This window comes from Mycolicibacter kumamotonensis (assembly GCF_002086285.1).
Lineage (GTDB): Bacteria > Actinomycetota > Actinomycetes > Mycobacteriales > Mycobacteriaceae > Mycobacterium > Mycobacterium kumamotonense.
The window spans coordinates 77,494-98,573 of the sequence record NZ_MVHU01000010.1 but is presented as its reverse complement, the minus strand read 5'-3'; the positions used below and the strand labels follow the sequence as shown (position 1 = coordinate 98,573).

At 66.8% G+C, this 21,080-nt stretch carries 20 protein-coding genes and 2 pseudogenes; 9 read left to right on the top strand and 13 right to left on the bottom strand.

The window, feature by feature from the left end; all coding sequences use genetic code 11:
• Nucleotides 1–864, bottom strand: coding sequence for an alpha/beta fold hydrolase (locus BST28_RS09280; RefSeq protein WP_019736504.1), 864 nt, complete (start codon nt 862–864; stop codon nt 1–3).
• Nucleotides 865–1,000: 136 nt separating this feature from the next.
• Here BST28_RS09280 and BST28_RS09275 point away from each other — a divergent pair, with 136 nt between their 5' ends.
• The 5 genes from BST28_RS09275 to BST28_RS09255 all read left to right on the top strand — a co-directional run bounded on the left by BST28_RS09275 (nt 1,001) and on the right by BST28_RS09255 (nt 5,498).
• Nucleotides 1,001–1,702, top strand: coding sequence for an IclR family transcriptional regulator (locus BST28_RS09275; RefSeq protein WP_043336171.1), 702 nt, complete (start codon nt 1,001–1,003; stop codon nt 1,700–1,702).
• Nucleotides 1,703–1,731: 29 nt separating this feature from the next.
• Nucleotides 1,732–3,354 (top strand): FAD-dependent oxidoreductase, encoded by a 1,623-nt coding sequence (locus tag BST28_RS09270; RefSeq protein ID WP_083080758.1) that lies wholly within the window; start codon nt 1,732–1,734, stop codon nt 3,352–3,354.
• Nucleotides 3,355–3,571: 217 nt separating this feature from the next.
• Nucleotides 3,572–3,997, top strand: coding sequence for an Rv2576c family protein (locus BST28_RS09265; protein ID WP_043335536.1), 426 nt, complete (start codon nt 3,572–3,574; stop codon nt 3,995–3,997).
• A gap of 86 nt (nt 3,998–4,083) precedes the next feature.
• The gene (locus BST28_RS09260; RefSeq protein WP_019735737.1) at nt 4,084–4,872 is read left to right on the top strand and encodes an Rv1363c family protein; all 789 of its coding nucleotides are present in this window, start codon (nt 4,084–4,086) and stop codon (nt 4,870–4,872) included.
• A complete protein-coding gene (locus BST28_RS09255) occupies nt 4,869–5,498 on the top strand; it encodes a hypothetical protein (RefSeq protein ID WP_019735738.1) in 630 nt (209 codons plus the stop codon). Before BST28_RS09260 ends, BST28_RS09255 begins: the two co-directional genes overlap by 4 nt.
• A 4-nt stretch (nt 5,499–5,502) precedes the next feature.
• Here BST28_RS09255 and BST28_RS09250 read toward each other — a convergent pair whose 3' ends face one another.
• The 12 genes and pseudogenes from BST28_RS09250 to BST28_RS09195 all read right to left on the bottom strand — a co-directional run bounded on the left by BST28_RS09250 (nt 5,503) and on the right by BST28_RS09195 (nt 17,603).
• On the bottom strand, nt 5,503–5,970 hold the full coding sequence (locus BST28_RS09250; protein WP_019735739.1) for a hypothetical protein: 468 nt from the start codon (nt 5,968–5,970) through the stop codon (nt 5,503–5,505).
• Nucleotides 5,971–6,007: 37 nt separating this feature from the next.
• A complete protein-coding gene (locus BST28_RS09245) occupies nt 6,008–6,418 on the bottom strand; it encodes a hypothetical protein (protein WP_020425464.1) in 411 nt (136 codons plus the stop codon).
• A 16-nt stretch (nt 6,419–6,434) separates the two neighbouring features.
• Nucleotides 6,435–6,941 carry an Rv2253/PknI dimerization domain-containing protein gene (locus BST28_RS09240; protein WP_019735741.1) on the bottom strand — a complete coding sequence of 169 codons (507 nt, stop codon included), beginning with the start codon at nt 6,939–6,941 and terminating at the stop codon, nt 6,435–6,437.
• A gap of 17 nt (nt 6,942–6,958) precedes the next feature.
• A complete protein-coding gene (locus BST28_RS09235) occupies nt 6,959–8,503 on the bottom strand; it encodes an MCE family protein (protein WP_019735742.1) in 1,545 nt (514 codons plus the stop codon).
• Entirely contained in the window at nt 8,504–9,667 is a 1,164-nt protein-coding gene (locus tag BST28_RS09230) for an MCE family protein (protein WP_019735743.1), read from the bottom strand.
• Nucleotides 9,664–11,118, bottom strand: a complete 1,455-nt coding sequence (locus BST28_RS09225) for an MCE family protein (RefSeq protein ID WP_019735744.1) — start codon at nt 11,116–11,118, stop codon at nt 9,664–9,666. Before BST28_RS09225 ends, BST28_RS09230 begins: the two co-directional genes overlap by 4 nt.
• Nucleotides 11,115–12,209, bottom strand: coding sequence for an MCE family protein (locus BST28_RS09220; protein WP_019735745.1), 1,095 nt, complete (start codon nt 12,207–12,209; stop codon nt 11,115–11,117). Before BST28_RS09220 ends, BST28_RS09225 begins: the two co-directional genes overlap by 4 nt.
• Nucleotides 12,210–12,255: 46 nt before the next feature.
• Nucleotides 12,256–13,284 (bottom strand): MCE family protein, encoded by a 1,029-nt coding sequence (locus tag BST28_RS09215; protein WP_019735746.1) that lies wholly within the window; start codon nt 13,282–13,284, stop codon nt 12,256–12,258.
• A complete protein-coding gene (locus tag BST28_RS09210; protein ID WP_019735747.1) occupies nt 13,281–14,582 on the bottom strand; it encodes an MCE family protein in 1,302 nt (433 codons plus the stop codon). Before BST28_RS09210 ends, BST28_RS09215 begins: the two co-directional genes overlap by 4 nt.
• 21 nt (nt 14,583–14,603) lie before the next feature.
• Nucleotides 14,604–14,873: pseudogene (locus tag BST28_RS09205) on the bottom strand (thiolase C-terminal domain-containing protein); the annotation flags it as partial.
• Between the two features lie 25 nt (nt 14,874–14,898).
• Nucleotides 14,899–16,104 carry a CaiB/BaiF CoA transferase family protein gene (locus tag BST28_RS09200; protein ID WP_019735749.1) on the bottom strand — a complete coding sequence of 402 codons (1,206 nt, stop codon included), beginning with the start codon at nt 16,102–16,104 and terminating at the stop codon, nt 14,899–14,901.
• Nucleotides 16,101–17,603 (bottom strand): aldehyde dehydrogenase family protein, encoded by a 1,503-nt coding sequence (locus tag BST28_RS09195; protein ID WP_019735750.1) that lies wholly within the window; start codon nt 17,601–17,603, stop codon nt 16,101–16,103. The genes BST28_RS09200 and BST28_RS09195 overlap by 4 nt, the downstream gene beginning before the upstream one ends.
• Nucleotides 17,604–17,840: 237 nt before the next feature.
• On the opposite strand from BST28_RS09195, the gene BST28_RS09190 reads away from it, so the two are divergent.
• The 4 genes and pseudogenes from BST28_RS09190 (at nt 17,841) to BST28_RS09175 (ending at nt 21,073) form a co-directional block, all read left to right on the top strand.
• Nucleotides 17,841–18,542 carry an SDR family NAD(P)-dependent oxidoreductase gene (locus BST28_RS09190; protein WP_029248924.1) on the top strand — a complete coding sequence of 234 codons (702 nt, stop codon included), beginning with the start codon at nt 17,841–17,843 and terminating at the stop codon, nt 18,540–18,542.
• Nucleotides 18,543–18,582: 40 nt separating this feature from the next.
• A complete protein-coding gene (locus tag BST28_RS09185) occupies nt 18,583–19,443 on the top strand; it encodes a mycofactocin-coupled SDR family oxidoreductase (RefSeq protein ID WP_019735752.1) in 861 nt (286 codons plus the stop codon).
• Between the two features lie 41 nt (nt 19,444–19,484).
• Nucleotides 19,485–19,670: pseudogene (locus tag BST28_RS09180) on the top strand (ferredoxin); the annotation flags it as partial.
• Between the two features lie 62 nt (nt 19,671–19,732).
• A complete protein-coding gene (locus tag BST28_RS09175) occupies nt 19,733–21,073 on the top strand; it encodes a cytochrome P450 (protein WP_019735754.1) in 1,341 nt (446 codons plus the stop codon).
• Nucleotides 21,074–21,080 lie beyond the last annotated feature (7 nt).

The following is a 21,080-nucleotide window of genomic DNA, read 5'->3' as shown; positions in this document are numbered from 1 at the left end:
TCAGCGCCCCAGCAGGAAATCCAGGTGCAGGCGGTTGAAGGTCGCGGGGTCCTCGTACTGGGGCCAGTGGCCGCAGCCGGGCATCAGCTCGAACCGGGCGCCGGGGATCATCGAAGCGATCCGCTTGCCCTCCTCGACGTCGGCCGTCGGGTCGTCACTGGTCCAGACCACCAGCGTCGGCGCGGTGATCTTGCCGTATTCCTCGGGTCCCAGCAGGTTGCGGGCCCGGATCTGCGGATCCTGCAGCGCCATGATGTCGCGCATCGCGTCGACGAATCCGGGCAGGCGGTAGATCCGCTGCCGGCTTGCCACGATGTCGTCGTAGTCCTTGGACTTGTCGGCCATCAGCCACTTGATGCGGGCCTGGACGGTGTCCCAACTGGGGTCCTCCACGGCGGCCATCGACAAGGTGATGATCCGCTTCATCACCTCCGGGTCGGCCTGGGAGCCGCCGGCGGTGTTGAGCACCAGGCGATCGACCCGGTCCGGGTGGTCGATCGCGGCACGCGCGGCCACCCAGCCGCCGAGCGATTCGCCGCTGATGCTGGCCTGATCGGCGCCGATCGTGTCCAGTACGGCGGTCAGGTGCGCGACGTAGTGCGGGATCTCCAGTGGATGGCCGGGCTTGGCGGTGTAGCCGTGACCGAGCATGTCGATCGAGAAGGTCCAGAAGTGCTCGGCGTGCGCGGCCAGATTGCGGACGTAGGCCTCGGCGTGGCCGCCGGAGCCGTGCAGCAGCACCAGCACCGGCTTGGCCGGATCACCGGCCCGGAGGTAGCGGGTGCGGACACCGCCCGCATCGAGATAGCCCTGCTCGAACGCAACGCCCTGGAGATCGCTCCAGATGCTCTCGAACTCCGGCACCGGCCACCTCTTCCCTACAGCGCGGAAATACGATTCTCATTTTTCAGCATATTTAACGTGCTTTTATCGCACATCGATGTACGTTATATTGAAGAGCATCACTCTCGGATGGGTGGATGTCAAGGAGGCCGTGGGGATGACCAAGCCGAAGCCCGGCGCTGCCGCCGACACCGCGCCCGGGTCGCAAACTCTGGCCCGCGGCCTGGCCGCACTGCAGGCGGTGGCCGCCACGCCCGAGGGCTTGACGATCCAGCAGATCGCCGACCAGATCGGTGTGCACCGGACCATCGCCTACCGCTTGTTGAACACGCTGACCAGCTACCGGCTGGTGGCCAAGGGCGAAGACGGCCGGTTCCGCTCGGCAGCCGCCCTGGCCGTCCTGGGCGCCTCGTTCGACAACAATCTGCGCCAGCTGGCCCTGCCGACCCTGCGGGTGCTCGCCGACGAACTCGGGACCACGGTCTCGCTGCTGGTGGCCGAGGGCGACGAGCAGGTGGCCGTCGCGGTCATCGTGCCCACCCAGGTCGGCTACCAACTGGCGTTCCACGAGGGCAGTCGTCATCCGCTCAGCCTCGGCGCGGCTGGGATCGCACTGCTGGCCGCCATGCCGCGACGCCCGGACGAACGCGACATCGTTCCGCAGACCCGAGAGCGCGGCTGGGTGATCACCCACGGCGAGATCGAGCCCGGGACCTTCGGGCTGGCGGTACCGGTCCGCCGCCGCCCGCCTGCACCGCCCACCTGCATCAACTTGATCTCGCACCGCGAGGACGTCGTGCTGCGGGGCCGCGATGCCGTACTGGCGGCGGCCGACCGGCTGTCCGGGATCCTCAGCTGAAATCTCCTGCCCCCGAAAGGAAGACGTCAATGCCGGCCGGTGCGCGAGTCTGGGACGACACTGTCGACGTGGTAGTGCTGGGCACCGGCGCCGCCGGGCTCACCGCGGCGCTCACCGCGGCGGTCAACGGCGCGTCGGTCGCCGTGTATGAGAAGGCTGCGACCGTGGGAGGCACCACCGCGGTCTCCGGCGGTATCGCCTGGATCCCCGCGCACAACCGGGTTCCCGGCTTGACCGTCGACGCCGCGCTGGACTATCTGCGGGCGCAGTCGTTCGGCGCGATGGACGACGAACTGGTCGCGACTTTCGTGCGAACCGGCCAGGAGATGGTCGACTTCGTCGAAAAGCACAGCGACGTCCGCTTCGAGGTGGCCTCGGGCTTCCCGGACTACAAGCCGGAGCTGCCCGGCGGGCGGCCGTCTGGGGGACGCTCGCTGAGCCCGCTGCCCTATGACCTGACCCGGCTGGGTGACTGGGCGGACCGGATCACTGCGTTCCCGGCCGACTACAGCAACGTGGGTTTCGACGCCGAGACCCGCGCCCGGCTGCACGCCGACATCGAGGACGCCGCCGACGGCGATCTGTGCGTGGCCGGCACCGCGCTCATCGCCGGGCTGCTCAAGGGGCTGCTGGATGCCGGCGTGACGCCGGCGACGAGCTGTCGCGGCGTCGAACTGCTGGCCGGCGAACACGGCATCGCCGGTGTGCGGGTCGACGGTGGCGGGACCTCGCGCCGGGTGTGTGCCCGGCGGGGCGTGATCCTGGCCAATGGCGGGTTCGAATGGGACACCGCCCTGGTGGAGGCGTTTCTGCGCGGCCCCATGCACGGCGCGGTGTCACCGCCGACCAACACCGGCGACGCCCTGCGCATGGCGATGGCGCACGGCGCCGACCTGGCCAACATGGGCGAAGCGTGGTGGGTACCGATCGTCCGGATCCCCGGTGACACCATCGATGGCGAACAGCGCAGCCGCAGTGTGCGATTGGAGCGCACCCGGCCACGCAGCATCATCGTCAACCGGTCCGGGCGCCGGTTCGTCAACGAGGCCTGTGACTACAACTCGATGGCCGGCGCCTTCCACTACCTGGAGCCGCGCGGCGGCTACGTCAACGATCCCGCGTGGATCGTCTTCGACTCGGTGCACCTCAAGCGCTACGGATTCCTCGGCGTCGAACCCGGCGGCAGCGCACCGGACTGGTTCTGCGAATCGCCCGACCTGCCCAGCCTGGCCGCCAGGACCGGCATCGATGCCGGCGGTCTGCAACGGACGGTTGCGGCCTGGAAGCGCGATGTGGCCGCGGGTGCGGACCCGGAGTTCGGGCGGGGCGCCAGCGCCTACGACGGCTACTGGGGCGACGAACACGCCGACACCCCGGCCGGTCGCACCCTCGGCCCGCTCGACGCCGCCCCGTACTACGCCGTGCCGCTGTCGGTGGGGGCGATGGGCACCAAGGGCGGCCCGCGCACCGACCACGACGGCCGCGTTCTGCACGTCAGCGGGGGGCCGATCGCGGGTTTGTTCGCCGCGGGCAATGCGATGGCCGGGGCGACCGGCCGTGCTTACGGCGGGGCGGGCGGCACCATCGGCCCGGCGATGGTCTTCGGGTTCCGCGCCGGACGTGCGGCGGCCACCAGGGCTCCGGAGATCTGAGCAACGGCGCCGGCACGGCTGCGCCCAACGTGCACGCACGGCGATTTTTCCCGCGATTTTTCGCACTGACTACACGCTCGGCGCGGCCCGGAAGGCTGATTCGCCGCCGGCGCTGCGCTCGTCCAGCGCCAAACCGACGGAAATGTTATTCTTCCTGGCAAAGAATTCGAATCTTTGGCAGTGCCGCTCCGGCCGGCGCGCAGCAGTGGAGGAGTCCGTGAGAACCCTGTTGACGCAGTCGTTGCTGGGTGGCGTTGCGCTCGTGGCTGCGCTGGCGACAGCGACGCCGGCGGCCGCCGACGATCCGGCACCGCACCGGGTCCGTTACTTGGTCAGTGCGACACAAACCGCGCAGGCGCTGGTCTACTACCGCGAGGTTCAGCCGCCCAACTTCGGCGAGTACAGCCACAATCCGTACCAGTACAGCCCGCGTGCCGATGTCACCGTCGGACCGAACCAGCCGTGGATATTCGAGACGACGCTGGCCGACCCGCAGGACTGGGCGATGGTGGTGGTGTCGCTGCCCGGGATGCATCCCGAGCTGGCCTCGCCCGGGTTCGTCTGTGAACTGCGCGTCGACGACGTCGTCGTTGCCACCGACGCGGGCACCAAGGGCGCGCTCTGCTCGCTGCGCACCTGGTGAGGGGCCCTGGTGCTACCGTTTCGAAGCGGTCTTGCGAGGGTGCCTGACCTCGTGGGAGCTGGATGGGACATCGGACAGGAGGGCGTATGCCGTCGCGTGATCCGGCGAAACCGGACGGCCGCGGAAAGCACGCCGCCAAGGGCGCCTCGAAGGATGCGCTGACGCTGGCGGAAGCCGAGGCGAAAGCCGCCGAGGCGGCAGCGGAGTTGGCCCGCGCCCGCGCGGAGCTGCTCAAGGCGCAGCAGGGGTCCGAGCCGGAATCCACCCGAACGGTCGAGCTGGAAACCGCACCGGACGTCAAGGCGTCCGAGGCTGCCGAGCCGGACTCCGGCGTCGACGAGGGTGCCGTCGAGGAACCGGCTGAGCAGCCACGCAAGTCCATCGGCATCTGGAGACGACTGCGGTGGGTGGCGGCGACACTGGCCGTGCTCGCCATCGGCGGGTTCCTCGCCGTTGATGTGCTGGTGGTGTCCCACCACCGCGATGTCGCACAGCGCCAGCATCAATTGGGCGAGTACGCCGCAGCCGCTCGGCAGGGCGTGGTGACGCTGATGTCGTTGAACTACGAGACCGTCGACGACGACGTCAAGGCGATCCTGGACAACTCGACCGGTGAATTCAAGAAGGACTTCGAAGCCCATGCCGGCGACTTCACGAAGGTGGCCCGCGAGTCCAAAACCGTCACCACTATCGACACGGCGGTCGCGGGCGTGGAGTCGATGTCAGACAACGAGGCGGTGGTGCTGGTGGCGGCCACCACCAAGGTCACCAATACCGCCGGAGCCAAAGAGGAACCCCGCAGTTGGCGCCTGACGGTGCACCTGGCCCGCGAGGGCGACCAGGTCAAGATGTCGAAGGTGGACTTCGCGGCATGAGCGAACCCGACGGGGACGACGTGACACCCGAAGCGGTCGAGGACGAGTCCGTGACCACCGAGGCCGACGAGGCCCCAGAACCTGTCGAGCCGCCGGCGGAAGTGTCTCCTGCCGAGCAATCCCAAGCCGGCCCGACGGTCTCGACGTCGCGCTGGGTCGCCGCCACGCTCGCCGTTCTGTTCGCGGCATCGGCAGCTTTAGCCGGCTGGCTGTACTTTGGTGTGCTCCGGGCAGATCAGCAACTCGGACCCGCGGCCGAGCAGGCCGTGATGGCGGCTGCCGCCGACGGCGCGGTCGCCGTGTTGACCTACGCGCCGAAGACGATGGAGCAGGATTTCGCCGCTGCCGAGAGCCACCTCACCGGTGATTTCCTTTCGCATTACACCGATTTCACCCAGAAAGTCGTCACCCCGGCGGTCAAAGAGAAGGAAGTGCAGACGATCGCCGCAGTGGTGCGCAAGGGCATCGTCTCGTTGCGTCCCGGCTTCGCCGAAGTGCTGATCTACCTCAACCAGACCACGATCAGCAAGACCAACCCCGACGGCTCCTACTCGATGAGCAGCGTCAAGGTCGGCTTGGAGAAGCACGGCGGCCGCTGGCTGATCTCCTCGTTCGATCCGATCTAGCCGGCTACATGCGGACCAGCGCGAACGTCCAGGTGTTCACCCCGCCCGGACCATTCATACAACCCACCTCGAAATGTGATTCGACGACGCCGGCCAGCGTGTTGGCATCCCAGGTGTAGGTGTCGCGGGTCGGCATCGATGGGCCGAACGGGCAGGTGAGACCGTTGGGGTAATCCGAGGTGAACGAGTACTGACCGTCTACCAGTTTGGCGGTGCCGCCGTAGTATCCGCGGCCGAAGAAGTGCGGTCGGTCGATCGCGCTCACCTGAACACATCCGGCCGGTAGGTCGTCAAACTTGCCCATGGTCTCGCAGGGGTAGGCCGCCCATACCCACGTGGCGTCGGTCCACCGGTTGGTCAGCACCTCGTAATTGCCGTAGCGCATCTCGGCCGCGGCGGTCGGTGCCACGACGGTGGCGATGGACGCAGCGGCCAGCGCGCCGATCGCTGCGCCGACAGCGGTTCGTATCATGGGCGAACTCCCTCAACGTGCCAGGATTGTTGTGCGGCTAAAGGTCTCCGCGACGCCACCGGGACTCGCCGTCGGCGACACAGGTCAAGAAAAGCCCGTCGGGGGCCTGCGCTACCTCGCCGGAATATTCGTCGCATTTACTGTTCTCCTCCTTGACGCCGTGCATCTCCGGGGAGCGGAACCAGCGGGGCTCGTAGCGGCGCGGCGACGCGCAGTAGACCAGCCTGCCCGGCAGGGTCGAGGGCCCCGCGACAGCGGACCCGAAGACGAAGTAGGTGGTGTTGGAGCACGGCGCACCCAGCACGACATCCGGCGCGATTCCGGGTGTGCACGCCGGAACGTCGCACATCGGCACGTACGGATCGGCAGTCGACGGCGCTGCCGCGGCGACCGCGCCCCCTGCGAGCACAGCGGCGGCGAGCACCAGCGTTATGCGAGTGGTCTGCATCGTCTCTTCCCTATCCCTACAGCCGCTGTACGCTCAGCGGCATGGTGATCACCGTGGGCTGGTTGCGTCCACATGCACCCGAGACACCGATCGTTCTGTCGTAGCCGACCAGCAGGTCGATGTTGCGTTTGTCGTACTGGCCGTTGAGGTCGCTGCCCTGGAACTGGTAGCGCTGCCGGCCCGGCGAGGTGGTGCCGTCCGGGCAGGTCTGCCAGTTCTCGTGGAAGCGGTCGACGATCCACCGCGAGGTGCGGAATTCCAACGGCGCGGTCCAGCCCTGATCGCTGCTCACCTGGCCGGTGCAGACGTGCGCGTTCTCGCAACTGGAACTGAACGTCCACACCGAGGAGACGGTGGCCTCGTCCATGAAGACCTCGTTGGTCTTGGCCCAGTCCCCCTTCGAGATGACTCGGTAGGGGCCGTTGAGTTCGAAGCCCAGGGCAGCTTGCGCCGGCGGCGCCGGGGCATTTCCGACAACAATCCCGAACGCCGCTGCGACGACGGCCAATTCACGTACGCGCATGGTATGTCCTCCTTCTGCTAGGACGGCATCAGGTCGGTCCACGTCTTGGGCCCGGAACCGGGCACCAGGTTCGTCTGCTGCTCGTAGCGCCCGTCGGGGGTCATGTACCTGCCCGTGTTCGGGTCATAGGGCAGCACCGCCACCGGTGGCCGCTGTTCAGCACTCCCGTCGTGCCCGGCGAACGGCGGTGGCGGCGCCGGCACCTCGGGCCGGGGGGCATCCGGTGATGTCCCCGACGGCGTGGCCCACGGCGGCAGCGGGGTACCCCCGACGGGAGCGAAGAGCCGGTCGCTGAAGTCGACCCGGTCATCAACCGGGATGCCCTGCTTGAGCAGGTTCGGGTCGAACGCTCCGGGGCCGGTGAGATGCTGACGCATCGCGATCGGAACGAATCCCTTCGGGTCGTCGCAGAGTTCGACGGTCGGCGCGCGCTTGCCCGGATGCTCGATACACGGGAAGTTGCGAGCGCCGCGCACCGATACCGGTGAATCCTGCGGCAGTTTGCAGTACAAACCGTCGGGGGTGTCGATGGTGGTGGTATCGGCCGGAGAACGCCACGACGACGGCGGCAGGAACCCCACGGTGCACGGGTTGGGGTCACCGAAGGTAAGGGTGAAGTCGCCCTGCGGCAGACCGGTCGGGTTGTTCTTGGGCAGACCGAACGACTGCTGGGCCGCAATGTACCCGGGCAGCAGCACCATCAACTGCTCCAACGACGGGTTATAGACCATCAGCACCTGCCCGAGGGTGTTCAGGTTCGCCAGCAGAATAGGCAGCGTGGGCTTGAGATCCTGCATCAGACCCGACACTTCGTCGGCGAACCCGGGTCCGCGTTGCAGGATGGCCCGCACCTGCGGGTCGTTGGCGGCGACCTGTTCGGAGATCCCGGCCACGCTGCGCGCCCAGGTCCGGATCGCATCGGTGCTTTTCTCCTGGGAGTCCAGCAGCGGCGCACCGTCATCGACCAGCTTGCGCACCTTGTCCGAGACCCGGTTGGCGTCACCGCTGATGGTGGTCGCCGAATCCAGCAGTGATTGGAAGTCGTAACCGGCGCCGTCGAAAGCCTGGAAGGTCTCGTCGAGCAGATTGCCGAGTTGATCCTTGGGAATCGAGTCGACCAACGCACTGACCTGATCGAGCATCGGACCGACCTGTTGGGGGACTTGGGTGTCCGCCGCCGCGATCACCGATCCGTTGTGCAGGTACGGGCCGCCGTCGCTGCGCGGCAGCAGGTCGACGTACTGCTCGCCGATGGCTGACACGCTGCGCACCGCAGCCACCAGATCGGCAGGCACCTTAGGTGAGCGATCCAACGACAACGTGGCGCGCACACCGTTGGGCGTCAGCTCCACCTTGGTCACTGTGCCGATCTGCACGCCGTTGTAGGTGACGTTGGAGAACCGGTAGAGCCCGCCGGTCTCCGGCAGGTCCAGCTTGACCGTGACCCGGCCGATTCCGAGCAGAGTCGGCACCTGCATGTAGCCGAAGAGCATGGCCCCGACGCCGATCACCGAAGCCACCAGGAACAGGATCAGCTGAATCCGCACGAAGCGTGTCAGCATCTAGCCACCGCCTCCCGAGCCAACCGCCCCCGGCGGTAAGTCCTGGCTCGACGACCGCAGAATCGGTTCTTGCAGCGGGTCGTAGGAATAGTTCAAGTACCACGGGTCACCGGGCGCGGGAACGAGTTTCGCGTCTTCGTCGCCCCACTGCGTACCGGCGAACATGGCCCGCTTGAGTCGGGGTTTGGTGAGGTCGAAGACTGCGAACAGGTTCAAGAAGTCGCCCCGCACGGCGCGCTCGATCGCATTGGGCCCGTACGGGAAGGCCGAGGCGTAGGCCACTGCCGAGTTGAGTTCCGGACCGATATCGGCCAGCGAACGCAACGCCGGTTCGATGTGGATGAGATCGGAGACCAGTTGGTGCCCGGAGTCGTTGACCAGGCCGGCCGACAGGTCGCCGAACTGGCCCAGCTTGGTCATCGCGGTGACGAACTTGGGACGCTCTTTGATCAAGACGTCGATGGCCGGAGGAATCTTGTCCAGCGCGCGGCGGATGGTGTCGCGCTGCCCGGCGAAGATCGTGGCCGTCCGGTTCATCTCTTCGATGGCCTCGACGATGTTGTTGCGTTGCCGGTCCAGTGCACCGGTGAAGTGGTCCAGCCGGACGATCAGGTCGCGGATGTCGCTCTCCCGCCCCGCCATGGAGGCGCTGAAGTTGTGGATGATGTCACCGATCTGACCGAGTCCGCCCCCGTTGACCAACACCGCCAGCGACGACAGGGTCTGCTCGGTGGACGGGTAGGTTGAGGAGTCGCTCAGAGGGATGGTGGCCCCCGACCTCAGGCGTCCCGTCGGCTCCTGCCCGATCGGGGGATTGAGCGCCAGGTGCATGGAACCGAGCAGGCTGGTCTGCCCGACGGTCGCCACCGCATTCGCCGGCACCTCGACGCCGGGGTTGACCGCGATGTCGACGTTGGCGTGCCAGTTGCTGACGGTCATCTTGCCGACGCTGCCGATCACCACGTCGGAGAGCAGTACCGGCGAATTGGATTCCAGTGTCCCGACATTGGCCAGCTGCACGGTGAAATGCTGCGCCCCGGACCCGCGGCCCTGGACACCGGGCAACGCCACCGAGTTCAGCCCGCCGAAGGCGCAGCCGGTCGTGGTGACGGCGATCAAAGCCGCGACCGCCGCGCTGCGCCGCAGAGAACGAAGACTGATCATGGCGAGGGTGTCCCTTCCGCCGGCAACGGACCAGGCAATCCAGGCGGCGGGCCCGGAGGCGGCGGGCCGGGCAGCAGCATCCCGTCGAAGGTGGTCGGGCTGGGCAGCGGTGCTCCGGGAATCAGCGGCGGTGTCGCTGCGGCGGGCAGCCCGTCCGGTACGTAGGAACCCCGTGGTTGCAACGGATCCGTCCAGCCCGGCGGTGGGGGGACATCGCCATGCAGCCCGGTGTAGGCCGAGATCGACGGCTGCTGTTCCGGCAGGTTTCCCGGATGCTCGGCGTGCGGCATCAACGCAGGGTCGGTGTAGATCAACTTCTCCGGGCTGGCTGCCTTGGTCAGATACGGGGATATCGGCAACGGGAGCCCGTTGAAATTCAGCAGCCGCATGGCCGGCCCGAGGTACTGCTCGCACAGCTTGCCGGTCTCCGTCGACGTCACGTTGCCGACCGCGCCGGTCATCGTGCAGATCGCCTGAACCGGGTTGCTGAAGTTGGCAAAAGCGAACGAGCCCACCGGGGTTCCGCTGGTCACGTTGTACATATTGAGTGTGTTGGCGATCGCGTTCGGGGTGATGTGCAGGATATTGCGGATCGCATTCTTCGAATCGACCAGCGTCTGGCTGACAGTGGCCACGCCCCGCAGCGCCTCGGCGGTTTCGGCGCGGCTCCCCGCCACGAACTCCCGCACCGTGTCGATCGCGCCGGCGAAGTCGGTGAGAGCCGCATCCAAGTTGGATCGACTGTCGTTGACCACACTGGTCAGGGTGGCGAGCCGCGACTCGAACACCACGATCTGCTGGTCACTGTCGCGCAGCGCGGTCACAAAGGTCTGCAGACCCGAGATGATATCGACGATGTTGCCGCTGCCCTCGGCGAAGATCCGGGCCACGCCGGAGAGCTGCTTCAGCGTCTCGCGCAGTTTGGCGCCGTTGCCGTCCATCGCATTGGCCGCGCTGTCGATGAAGCGCGACGCCGACGTTCCCGAAACACCGCTGCGCGGACCCAATTCGGCGGCAAGCCGGTTCAATTGGGTCTTGACCTCGTCCCACTCGACCGGGACCGCGGTGTGCTCGCGCGGGATCACCGCGCCGTCAGCCATCCTCGGTCCGTCGCCGCGATGGTAGGCGGGGGTCAGTTGGACGAACCGCGCCGCCACCAGGTTGGGTGCGACGATGACAGCTTTCGCCTCGGCCGGAATCGGCACCTTGCGGTCGACGCGCATAGTGAGCTTGGCCTGGGTGCCCTGCGGTTCGATGCGGTCGATGGTGCCGACCTTCACCCCGGCGACCCGGACCTCGTCACCGGGATAGATCGCGGTTGCGGTGGAGAAGTACGCGGTGATCCGGGTCGGTTTCAGTACGGTCTGGCGGATCAGGAGGCCCGCGCCCGCCAGTAGCAGCAGCGCCGCCAGGGCGGCCGCCGCGATCTGCAGTGGTCTACGACTCTTCATCGGGGCGGCAGATCTCCTGGTTGCGGGATCCCATTGATCGGGAACGGCAGTTCGGCACGCGGCCCGGCATTGTCCGGCGGCTGTCCGGCGTCGACGCCGCGCCGGAAGCCGAAGATGTAGTCGAGGAACGGCTGGAGCAGCTGCGGCAGGAACAGGTTTGGAACATAGGCGCTGTAGTAGGCCCCGTTGGACACCGTCTCGCCTTGAGTGAGTTCGTATTTCGCCAGACCTGGCAGCGCTTTGGCGAGGTTGTCCCGGTTCTTCTCCAGGATCTTGTTCAACTCGATGATCTTCGCCAGCGTCGGTTTGAGCTGTTCGTTGTTCTGGGCGACGAGTTCGGAAAGCTGCCGCGACACTGCCGACGTGCTGGCCAGCAGGTTGACGATCGCCTGCCGCCGGGTGTTGAGTACGTCGACGAGACTGTCGACGTCCAGGATCAGCGAGTTGATCTGCTGGCCGCGTTCGGAGAGCACACCGGTGAGCTCGGCGGCCGACTTCAGCAGGTCGGCAAGGCCTTCGTTCCGGCTGTTCACCGCACGGGACAGTCTGCTCAGGCCGTCGAACGTCGGTCCCAGCTGCGGAGCGATCTGGTCGATGGTGTCCGAAAGGGTGTCCAGCGACCGGTTCAGCGACTCGGTGTCGGTACCCGCGGTGTTGGAGGTGAGCTCGCCGACCACGTCGGTCAACGAATACGGCGACGAGGTGCGGGTGAGCGGGATGACCTCCAGCGGGCGCAGCTTGCCGCTGCCCGCCGGCTCCACCGTCAGTACCCGCTCGCCGAGCAACGACCCGGTGCGGATGTGCGCGGTGGTCTGCGAGCCGAGCGGATATTTACCGGCCAGAGTGAACGTCACCAGGGCGTCGCCGTTGTCGAGTGCGACATCGGTGACCGAGCCGACCTTGATCCCCGACAGCGTGACGTCGGCACCGGTGCTCAGCCCACCGGCTTCGGCGAACCGGGCTTGGTAACGCACGCAGGTGGCCCACTGGATCAGTTGCTCGGGCTGCAGCCCGATCGCGACAACGAACGCTACGACCACAATGCCGATCAGGCCCATCCTGCTCAGCTGGCTGCCGCGGTATTTCAGCATCGGCGCGCCCCCCGCCGTACCGGCGCGGCGGTGGGCAGCACACCGCTCAGTCGGTGTCGCTGCATCGCCCCTCCTCCGCTTTGATCCAGGGGAACACCGCGGTACGGCCCTGGGTATCGCTGACCCGGATCTGGACAGCGCAGAGGTAGTACTGGATGAATCCGCCGTAAGCGCCGAGCCGGATGGCCTTGCGGTAGTTCTCCGGCGCCTTCTGCAACGACATGTCCAGGCCGGCCAGGTCGGCGTTGATGGCGGTGGTCAACCGATCAACCTGAGTGATGGTGTTGGTCAACGGATCCCGCGCATTGCCGAGCAGATCCGCCAGCGATGCGGTGCCGCGGTCCAGGGCCGACACCGCGGTCCCGATCGGGTCGCGGTCGGCCGCCAAGCCGGCGACCAGCTTGCCCAGTCGATCGATCGCTCCGGAAAATCGCTTGTCGCCGTTGGACAGGGTGGCCAGCGTGGTGCGCAATTGGTCGATCAGGGACTCGATCACCTGGTTGTTGTCGGCCAGGGAGTTCGAGAACGACGACGTCCGAGACATCAGTGAGTCGATGGTGCCGCCTTGGCCCTGCATGATCTGGATCAGCGAGGCGGTCAGCGAGTTGACGTCGGTGGGGTTCAGTCCGCGGATCACCGGCTTGAGGCCGTTGAGCAACAGGTCCAGATCCAGTGCGGGCGCGGTCCGCTCCAGTGGGATCTCCGAGCCGGCCGGCAACAGCCGGGTCGAGCCCGGTCCGTCCGTCAGTTCCAGGTAGCGGTCGCCGACCAGATTCAAGTAGCGCACCGAGGCCTGCGTCCCGGTGGTGAGCGAAATGTTGCGGTCGGCCTGGAATTTCACCAGCACCGTGCCGTCTTTGCGTAGGGACACGCCTCCCACCGTGCCGACGCGGACGCCGGCCACCCGCACGCTGTCCCCGGATTTCAGCCGGGAGGCGTCGGAGAACACCGCCTGGTAGCCCACCGTCGGACCGGTGCGGACCTCGGCGAAGATCGCGAACAGAAATATCGTCGCCAGCACCATCACCGCGGCGTAGATACCGAACTTGACCAGGGGCCCCAAGGCGCGTGTCATCCCGGCATCCCCACCTGGGCGCTGTTGCGCGGCGGCCCGCCGATCGGTCCGAACAGCGCCTGCTTGAGGCCATCGGAGTTGAGCAGGATGCCTTGGTTGCCGTATTCGTACGGGTTGGCTCCGGTATCGGCGATCAGCGCGGGCACCCGGTATTCCGGCGGCACGTCGGGCAGACCCAGTTCCGTGCAGTAGGAGCGGTCGGAGCGGGCCGCCACCTTCGGTAGGTGGTCGGGGTAACGGTAGCGTTCCTTGGCCAACGTGAAGCTGGCGGTGATGATGATGCCGGGGACGTCGAACGGCGGCGAATTGGCGAAGGGCACCAAGCCGCCGATCGAACAGCCGAGTTCCTCATGATATTTGTCCAGCAGCGCAGCAGTGGGCTCCAGCACATGCGTCAGGTCGGTCAGGACCTGCCGGTTGTCGCCCAGCACCTCGTTGCCGGTGTCGGCAAGACCGATCGCACTGAGCAAGAAGGTGTCCAGGCTCTCGCGCTCGGTCACGATGCTCTCGCTCATGGTGGTGGTGGCGTTGAGCGCAGCGGTGAGATCCGGCGCCGCATCGGCGTAAGACCGGAACACCGGCGGCATCGTGGCGGCTTCATGTTCGAGCGTGTTCAGGCTGGGCTCCATCTCGGCCAGCAGCTTGTCGAAGTCGGTGAGCGCCTGCCCGATCTTGTGCCCGCGACCGTTGAACGCCGTCGAGACCGCGCTCAGCGTTTCGTTCAGCTTCTTCGGGTCGATCTTGTCCAAGACCCGGACGAGTTGCTGGAACACCGTGTTGATCTCGACGGTGACGTGTTCGCCGGCCAGCACCTGACCGGCGTGCAATCTGGTCGCCTCCGGGTCCGGCGGCGCCACCAGCTCGACGGATTTGGCCCCGAACACCGTCGTGGAGGCGATCCTGGCGCTGACGTTGGCCGGAATCAACCGCAGTTGGTCCGGTTGCATCTCCAGCCGCAGAGCCGCGGTGCCGTCCGGCAGCGGATCGATGGCCCCGACCTTGCCCACCTGAACGCCGCGCAGCTTGACCTTGGCGTCGGGGTACATCACCAGACCGGCTCGCTGGGACAGCACCGTCACCGGCACCGTACGGGTGAAGCCGCCACGAAACAGCGCGATCGGCAGCCAAACGAGAGCCGCGATCGTCGCCACGGTCACCAGCCCGACCAGTGGCCGCAGGTAGGGGGGCTGCTCATGCCGCTGACCGCCGGGCCGGGGTCGGCCCGCGGTTGAGCGCCGCTGGTCCTGATCGTCGACTTCCCGTCCCAACGGTGGATCTGCGGTCGCCCCGAGAACCATTACCCCGCCGCCACCCGGACGTCAACGTGAGCCATCGCCGCCGCCCCCTTCCACGATGGTGACCGCTGACACCGCAGTCAGCCCCCCGATGTTGTGCGCCAAGCCAATCCGGGCGCCATCGACCTGATTGACCGCCATACCGCGCACCTGCTCGAAGCGTTCTACGCACTGTGCCACACCGGTGGCACAGTACGGGCGGCCTTTGCGCTTCGCGGTCAACTCAACCTCGCCGCCACCTGCCCGCCGGCGGGGGTTTGCCCAGCATGGCAGGTAGGTGCCAATCGAAGCTACGTGCGGCATCGCGATCCCGGCCTTCTCAGGTGACCGCGCCGACGGTCTTCAGCTCGATGATCCGGTCCCAGTCCAGGCCCAGACCGGTCAGGATCTCATCGGTCTGCTCGGCGAAACCAGGAGCCGGCCCGGTGTCAGGCGCCGTGACGTCGAACTGGACCGGGTTGGCGACCAACTCGAGTTCGCCGGCCTGCACGATGTAGTCGTTGGCGCGGATCTGCGCGTCCTGGGCCGCCTGCAGGGTGTCCTGGACCGGCGCCCACGGTCCGGACAGCGTCGCGAAGCGTTCGGTCCACTCGGTCAGGGGGCGCTTGGCCATCGCGGCTGACAACAGCTCTACGGCCGTCGCGGTGTTGTTCGCGATGTCCTCCGCGGTGGCGAACCGTGGGTCGTCGATGAGGTCCTCGAGATCCATGTGGCGGCACACGTCGGCCCAGAACTTCGTCGGCTGCATCATCACGAACGAGATGTAGCGGCCGTCGGAGGTGGCGTACAGGCCGGTCAGCGGGTTGACCGGTGAACCGTGCACACCCGGCACGGGCGCCTCCAGCCGCTGACCCAGGTGGCGGGTGAGCGCCACGGTGTGGCCCATCGCCCATAGTCCGCTGCCCAGCAGCGAGACGTCGACGACCGACGGCTGGCCGGTGCGCTCCCGCTTCAGCAACGCCGCCGCGATCCCACCGGCCAGGTTGGTGCCGGAGATGGTGTCGCCGTAGGCGGGCCCGGGCGGTGCGATCATGCCCTCGGTGCCGGGCGGGGTGATGGTGGCCGCGGTGCCGGCACGACACCAGAACGCCGTCATGTCATAGCCGCCCTTTTCCGCTTCGGCACCGCGCGGCCCCAGCGCACTTCCGCGCGCATAGACGACCTTCGGGTTGATCGCCCGGATGTCGTCGACGTCGATGCCGAACTTGCGCCGGTGAGCGGGAAGGAAACTCGTCAGAAAAACATCGGCGCGGCGGGCCAACTCGTAGAGCACCTCCCGGCCTTCCGGTACCGACATGTCCAGGCCGATACTGCGCTTGCCCCGGTTGGCGTGCTCGATGTTGGGATTCGGGTCGCCCTCGACCTTGAGTTGGCCGGTCTGCCGCAGCCCGCGTTGCGGGTCTCCGGTCACCGCGTGCTCGACCTTGATGACCTCAGCGCCCCACTCGGCCAGTACCGCGCCGGCCGACGGGACGAAGCCGTACATCGCGACCTCCAGCACCCGGATGCCCTCCAGCGGCCTCATCCGGCCGCTCCCACGGGCGTGGCGAAGGTCTTGCTCTCCAGGAATTCCTCCAGCCCCGCCACGCCCATCTCCCGGCCGATGCCGGATTGCTTGTACCCCCCGAACGGGGCGTCCGGGCTGAAGTAGTTGCCGCCGTTGATGGAGAACGTTCCGGTCCGGATCCGCCGGGCCATGGCCAGCGCCCTCTCCTGGTCGCCGAAGATCGCGCCGGACAGCCCGTAGATCGAGTTGTTGGCGATCCGCACCGCGTCGTCGTCATCGTCGTAGCCGATCACCGTCAGCACCGGCCCGAAGACCTCTTCCTGGGCGATCTCGCTGTCCGGGTCGACGTTGGTGAGCAGCGTGGGGGTGTAGAAGAAGCCGGGATCGACCTTTTCGCCGCCGGTCACAAGGGTGGCCCCGGCGGCCACCGCGCGCTGCACCATGCCGTCGACCTTGTCGCGCTGCTTGGCACTGATCAGCGGGCCCATGTAGGTCTTCGGGTCATTCGGGTCGCCGTAGCGCACGTGGGAGAAGTTGGTCTGGATCAACTCGACGATCTCGTCGTGACGACTGTTGGGTACCAGTAGCCGTGAGGTCAGCGCGCAGCCCTGGCCGGCGTGGGTGACCATCGAGAACGAGGCGAACACCGCGGCCATGTTGAAGTCGGCGTCGTCGAGCACGATCGCCGCGGACTTGCCACCCAGCTCCAAAAAGACCCGTTTGAGCGTCTCGCTGGCGGCGGCCATGATCGCTCGCCCGGTCGGGGTGGAGCCGGTGAAGGTGACCATGTCGACGTTGGGATCGGTGGTCAGCACCGCACCGACCGCGGGGTCCGACGAACTGAGCACATTGACCACCCCGGGCGGGATATCGGTGTGGTCGGCGATCAGCTCACCGAGCGCCAGTGTGATCAGCGGGGTGTCCGGAGCGGCTTTGAGCACCACCGTGCACCCGGCGGCCAGCGCGGGAGCCAGCTTGGCCAGGGCCAGCTGGTTGGGGTAGTTGTAGGCGATGATCGCGCCGACGACGCCGGCAGCCTCCTTCTCCACCCACCGGTGGTGCAGCATGCCGCGGCTCTCGATGTTGCCGAGGTCCTCGGTCAGGGGGTAGTCCTTGAGCAGATCGGCGTAGTAGCGCACGATCGCGATCGGCTGGTCCAACTGCGCGCCCTGGGTCAGCGCCGGGGTGGCGCCGACCTCGGCGATGGTGAGCTCGGCCAGTTCGTCGCGGTGATCGACCAGCGCCTGGTGCAGCTGATCCAGGCAGCGGACCCGCAGCGCGACGTCGGTGGCCCAGTCGCCGGTGTCGAATGCCCGCCGCGCCGCCGCGACTGCGGCGGTGGCCTGCTCGACGCTGGCCTCGGGGGCATAACCCAGGATTTCTCCGGTGGCGGGGTTCAGCGACGGGTAGGTCCGGTCCGCTCCCACCAGCTTGCCGTCGATCAGCAGTTGCCGGGCGGCCGCCTGCTCAGCGGCCTCCGCACCGCCGGAACCCGCCGCCGTGTCCTGCGAACCCATCCAAGCCTCCCGCCCAGGTAACTACATTCTCATGTGCGGCGAATCATACATCTCAAACGCGAGAATTCAAGCGGCCACTGAATGGCCTCCGCGACCCGCTTCAGCCGAACGAATTGCCGTCGGTCCAGCATTTTCGCTGCTGGGAGCGGGTTCGCTCGAGCCTTGCCAGAAACACTTGTACGAGAGTACGATTCTCGCACTTGGGAAGGGAGATTCTTTGTGAGCGAGACGGGCCTCGTGCGGACCGCAGTCGTGACCGGGGGCGCCTCGGGAATCGGCGCGGCGATCGTCGACCGGTTACGCGCCGACGGCCGCCGCGTGGCGATCATCGATCTCAAACCGGGCGACCAAGAGCTTGCCTTCCCCGCCGATGTGACCGATCGCGCACAGGTCGACGTCGCGCTGGCCGAGATCCGGAATCAGTTGGGGCCGGTCACCATCCTGGTCAACGCCGCGGGCCGCGACGGCTTCAAGAAGTTTCACCACATCAGCTTCGAGGACTGGCAACAGATCATCGACATCAACCTCAACGGCGTCTTTCACACCATCCAGGCGGTGCTGCCCGACATGGTGGAGGCCGGCTGGGGCCGCATCGTCAACATCTCGTCGTCCAGCACGCACTCCGGCACTCCCTATATGGCGCACTATGTCGCGGCCAAATCCGCCGTCAACGGGCTCACCAAGACGCTGGCGCTGGAGTACGGGCCGAAGGGGATCACGGTCAACGCAGTGCCGCCGGGTTTCATCGACACCCCGATGCTGCGCAACGCCGCGAGTCACGGCTTCCTCGGCGATATCGACGACAACATCGCCCGGACCCCGGTGCGCCGGATGGGTAAACCCGAAGACATCGCGGCGGCGTGCGCCTTCCTGACTTCCGATGAGGCCGACTACATCACCGGCCAGATCCTGGGCGTCAACGGCGGTCGCAACACCTAACACTCGCCACACCCCAACCGGGCAAACGAAAGGAACAACTGTGGGACGCGTTGCCGGAAAGGTCGCATTTATCACCGGGGCAGCCCGCGGGCAGGGGCGCAGCCACGCATTGCGGCTGGCCGAGGAAGGCGCGGACATCATCGCGGTCGACCTGTGCCGGGACATCGAGACGATCGGCTACCCGATGGCGCGGCCGGAGGACCTCGAGGAGACCGCCAAGCTGGTCGAGAAGACCGGCCGCGGCATCGTCACCGCGCAGGCCGATGTCCGCGACGCGGCGGCGCTGAAGACCGCACTGGACGCCGGGCTCGCCGAATTCGGCAAGCTCGACATCGTCGTCGCGCAGGCCGGGGTCGCAGGCATGAAGGGCAACCCTCCGCTGCAGGCTTGGATCGATGTCATCAACACCAACCTGGTCGGCACCATCAACGGCATTCAGGTCGCCCTGCCCCACCTGGGTGAGGGCGCGTCGATCATCGCCACCTCCTCGGCGGCGGCGCTGATGGACGCCCACCAGAAGGCCAATCCCGGAAACGACCCGGGCGGCATGGCCTATATGACCTCCAAACGCCTTATCGCTCAGTATGTTCACGACCTGGCTACCGAACTGGCGGTACGCGGCATCCGCGCCAACGTCATCCATCCGACGAACTGCAACACCGACATGCTGCAGAGCGAGCCGATGTACCGCTCCTTCCGCCCGGACCTGGAGCACCCGACGCGTGCCGACGCCGAGCCGGTGTTCTATGTGCAGCAGGCGATGAAGGTTCCGTTCATCGAGCCCGAAGACATCTCTAACGCGGTGCTCTGGCTCGCCTCCGAAGAGGCCCGGTACGTCACCGGCATGCAGTTGCGGGTCGACGCCGGCGGATACCTGAAGTGGTACGACTACCACGTCTGAGGACGTGAAGCACGGAGATCGGCACGTTCGATAGGAGCAGCATGAAAGTTTGGGTTGACCCGGAGCGCTGTCAGGGCCACGGCCTGTGCAAGATGATCGCGCCGGATTCCTTCGACCTCGACGACATCGACGGTCACTCCACGGCAGTCAGTGAGGACGTCGTGGCCGGACAAGAGGAAGTGGTGATCGAGGCCATGCGGTCGTGTCCCGAACGCGCGATCTTCGTCGACGGAAAGGACTCCACCGGCCAGGTTGCAACCGGTGCGGGGCAACCGGATTGGACCGCGCAGTGAACGAGCAGAAAAAGCAGCGCTACTACCATTTCGACCGCCACGCGCCGGAATACCGTGACCGGTTCCTGGACATCACCGATGAGATGCAGGCCAAGTGTCCGATGGCCTGGACCGACACCTACGACGGCCATTGGGTGGCGGCCGGCGCCGCGGAGGTTTTCGAGCTGGCCCGATGCCCGCACGTCTCCAACGACCACGACATCAACAACGAGCGTCGCGGCTACAAGGGCATCTCCATCCCTCCCGCGAAGCGCGCCCAGAACCGGGGTGGCGTGCTCGAAATGGACGGCGAGGAACAGCAGTTCTACCGCGACCTGCTGAACCCGTACATGTCACCGGCCGCCATCAAACGGTGGATACCCCTTATCGACGAGATCACCCGTGCCGCGATCAACGAGAAGATCGAGGACGGCCACATCGACTTCGTCGATGACTTGGCTAATGTCGTTCCGGCCGTCTTCACGCTGGCGATCCTCGGCATCCCGCTGAAGAATTGGACGATCTACTGCGAACCGGTGCACGCCGCGGTGTACACCCCCGAGAACGACCCGGACTCGGTTCGCGTCGCCGAGATGCACCGGCAGATGGGCTTGGATCTGGCGACCAACTACTTTGAGGTCAAACAGAATCCGCGGCCTGGAATCGTCAACGCTCTGGCCCAGGCCAAGCGCAACGGCGAACCGATTCCCGACCTCGACGGGCTCTCGATGGTGGGCGTGGTGATCGGAGGTGGCTTCGACACCACCACCGCGCTGACCGCCCACAGCCTGGAGTGGCTCGGCGAGCACCCGGATGAACGGGAGCGGCTCAGTCGCGAGCGGGACAAATTGTTCAACCACGCCACCGAGGAGTTCCTGCGGTACTTCACGCCGGCCCCCGGTGACGGTCGCACCTTCTCCGAGGACGTCGAAGTGGCCGGGGTGCAGGTCAAAGAGGGGGAGCGACTGTGGCTGTCGTGGGCGATGGCCAACCGCGACCCGTCGGTGTTCGATGACCCCAACCGGCTCATCATGGACCGGAAGGGCAACCGGCACTTCAGCTTCGGCCTGGGCGTGCACCGCTGCATCGGTTCGCACGTCGCCCGTGCGGTGTTCCGATCGATGATGCTCGCAGTACTCGACCGGATGCCGGACTACCGTTGTGATCCCGCCGGCGCGGTGCACTACGACACCATCGGTGTCATCCAGGGCATGCGGCATCTGCCGGCCACCTTCACGGCCGGCAAGCGCGTCGGCCCCGGGCTCGACGAGACCCTGGAGAAGCTGCAACGGATCTGCGACGAGCAGGAGTGCGCCCGCCCGATCACCGAGCGCAAGGAATCGGTCGTCATCGACTGAGGTTCAT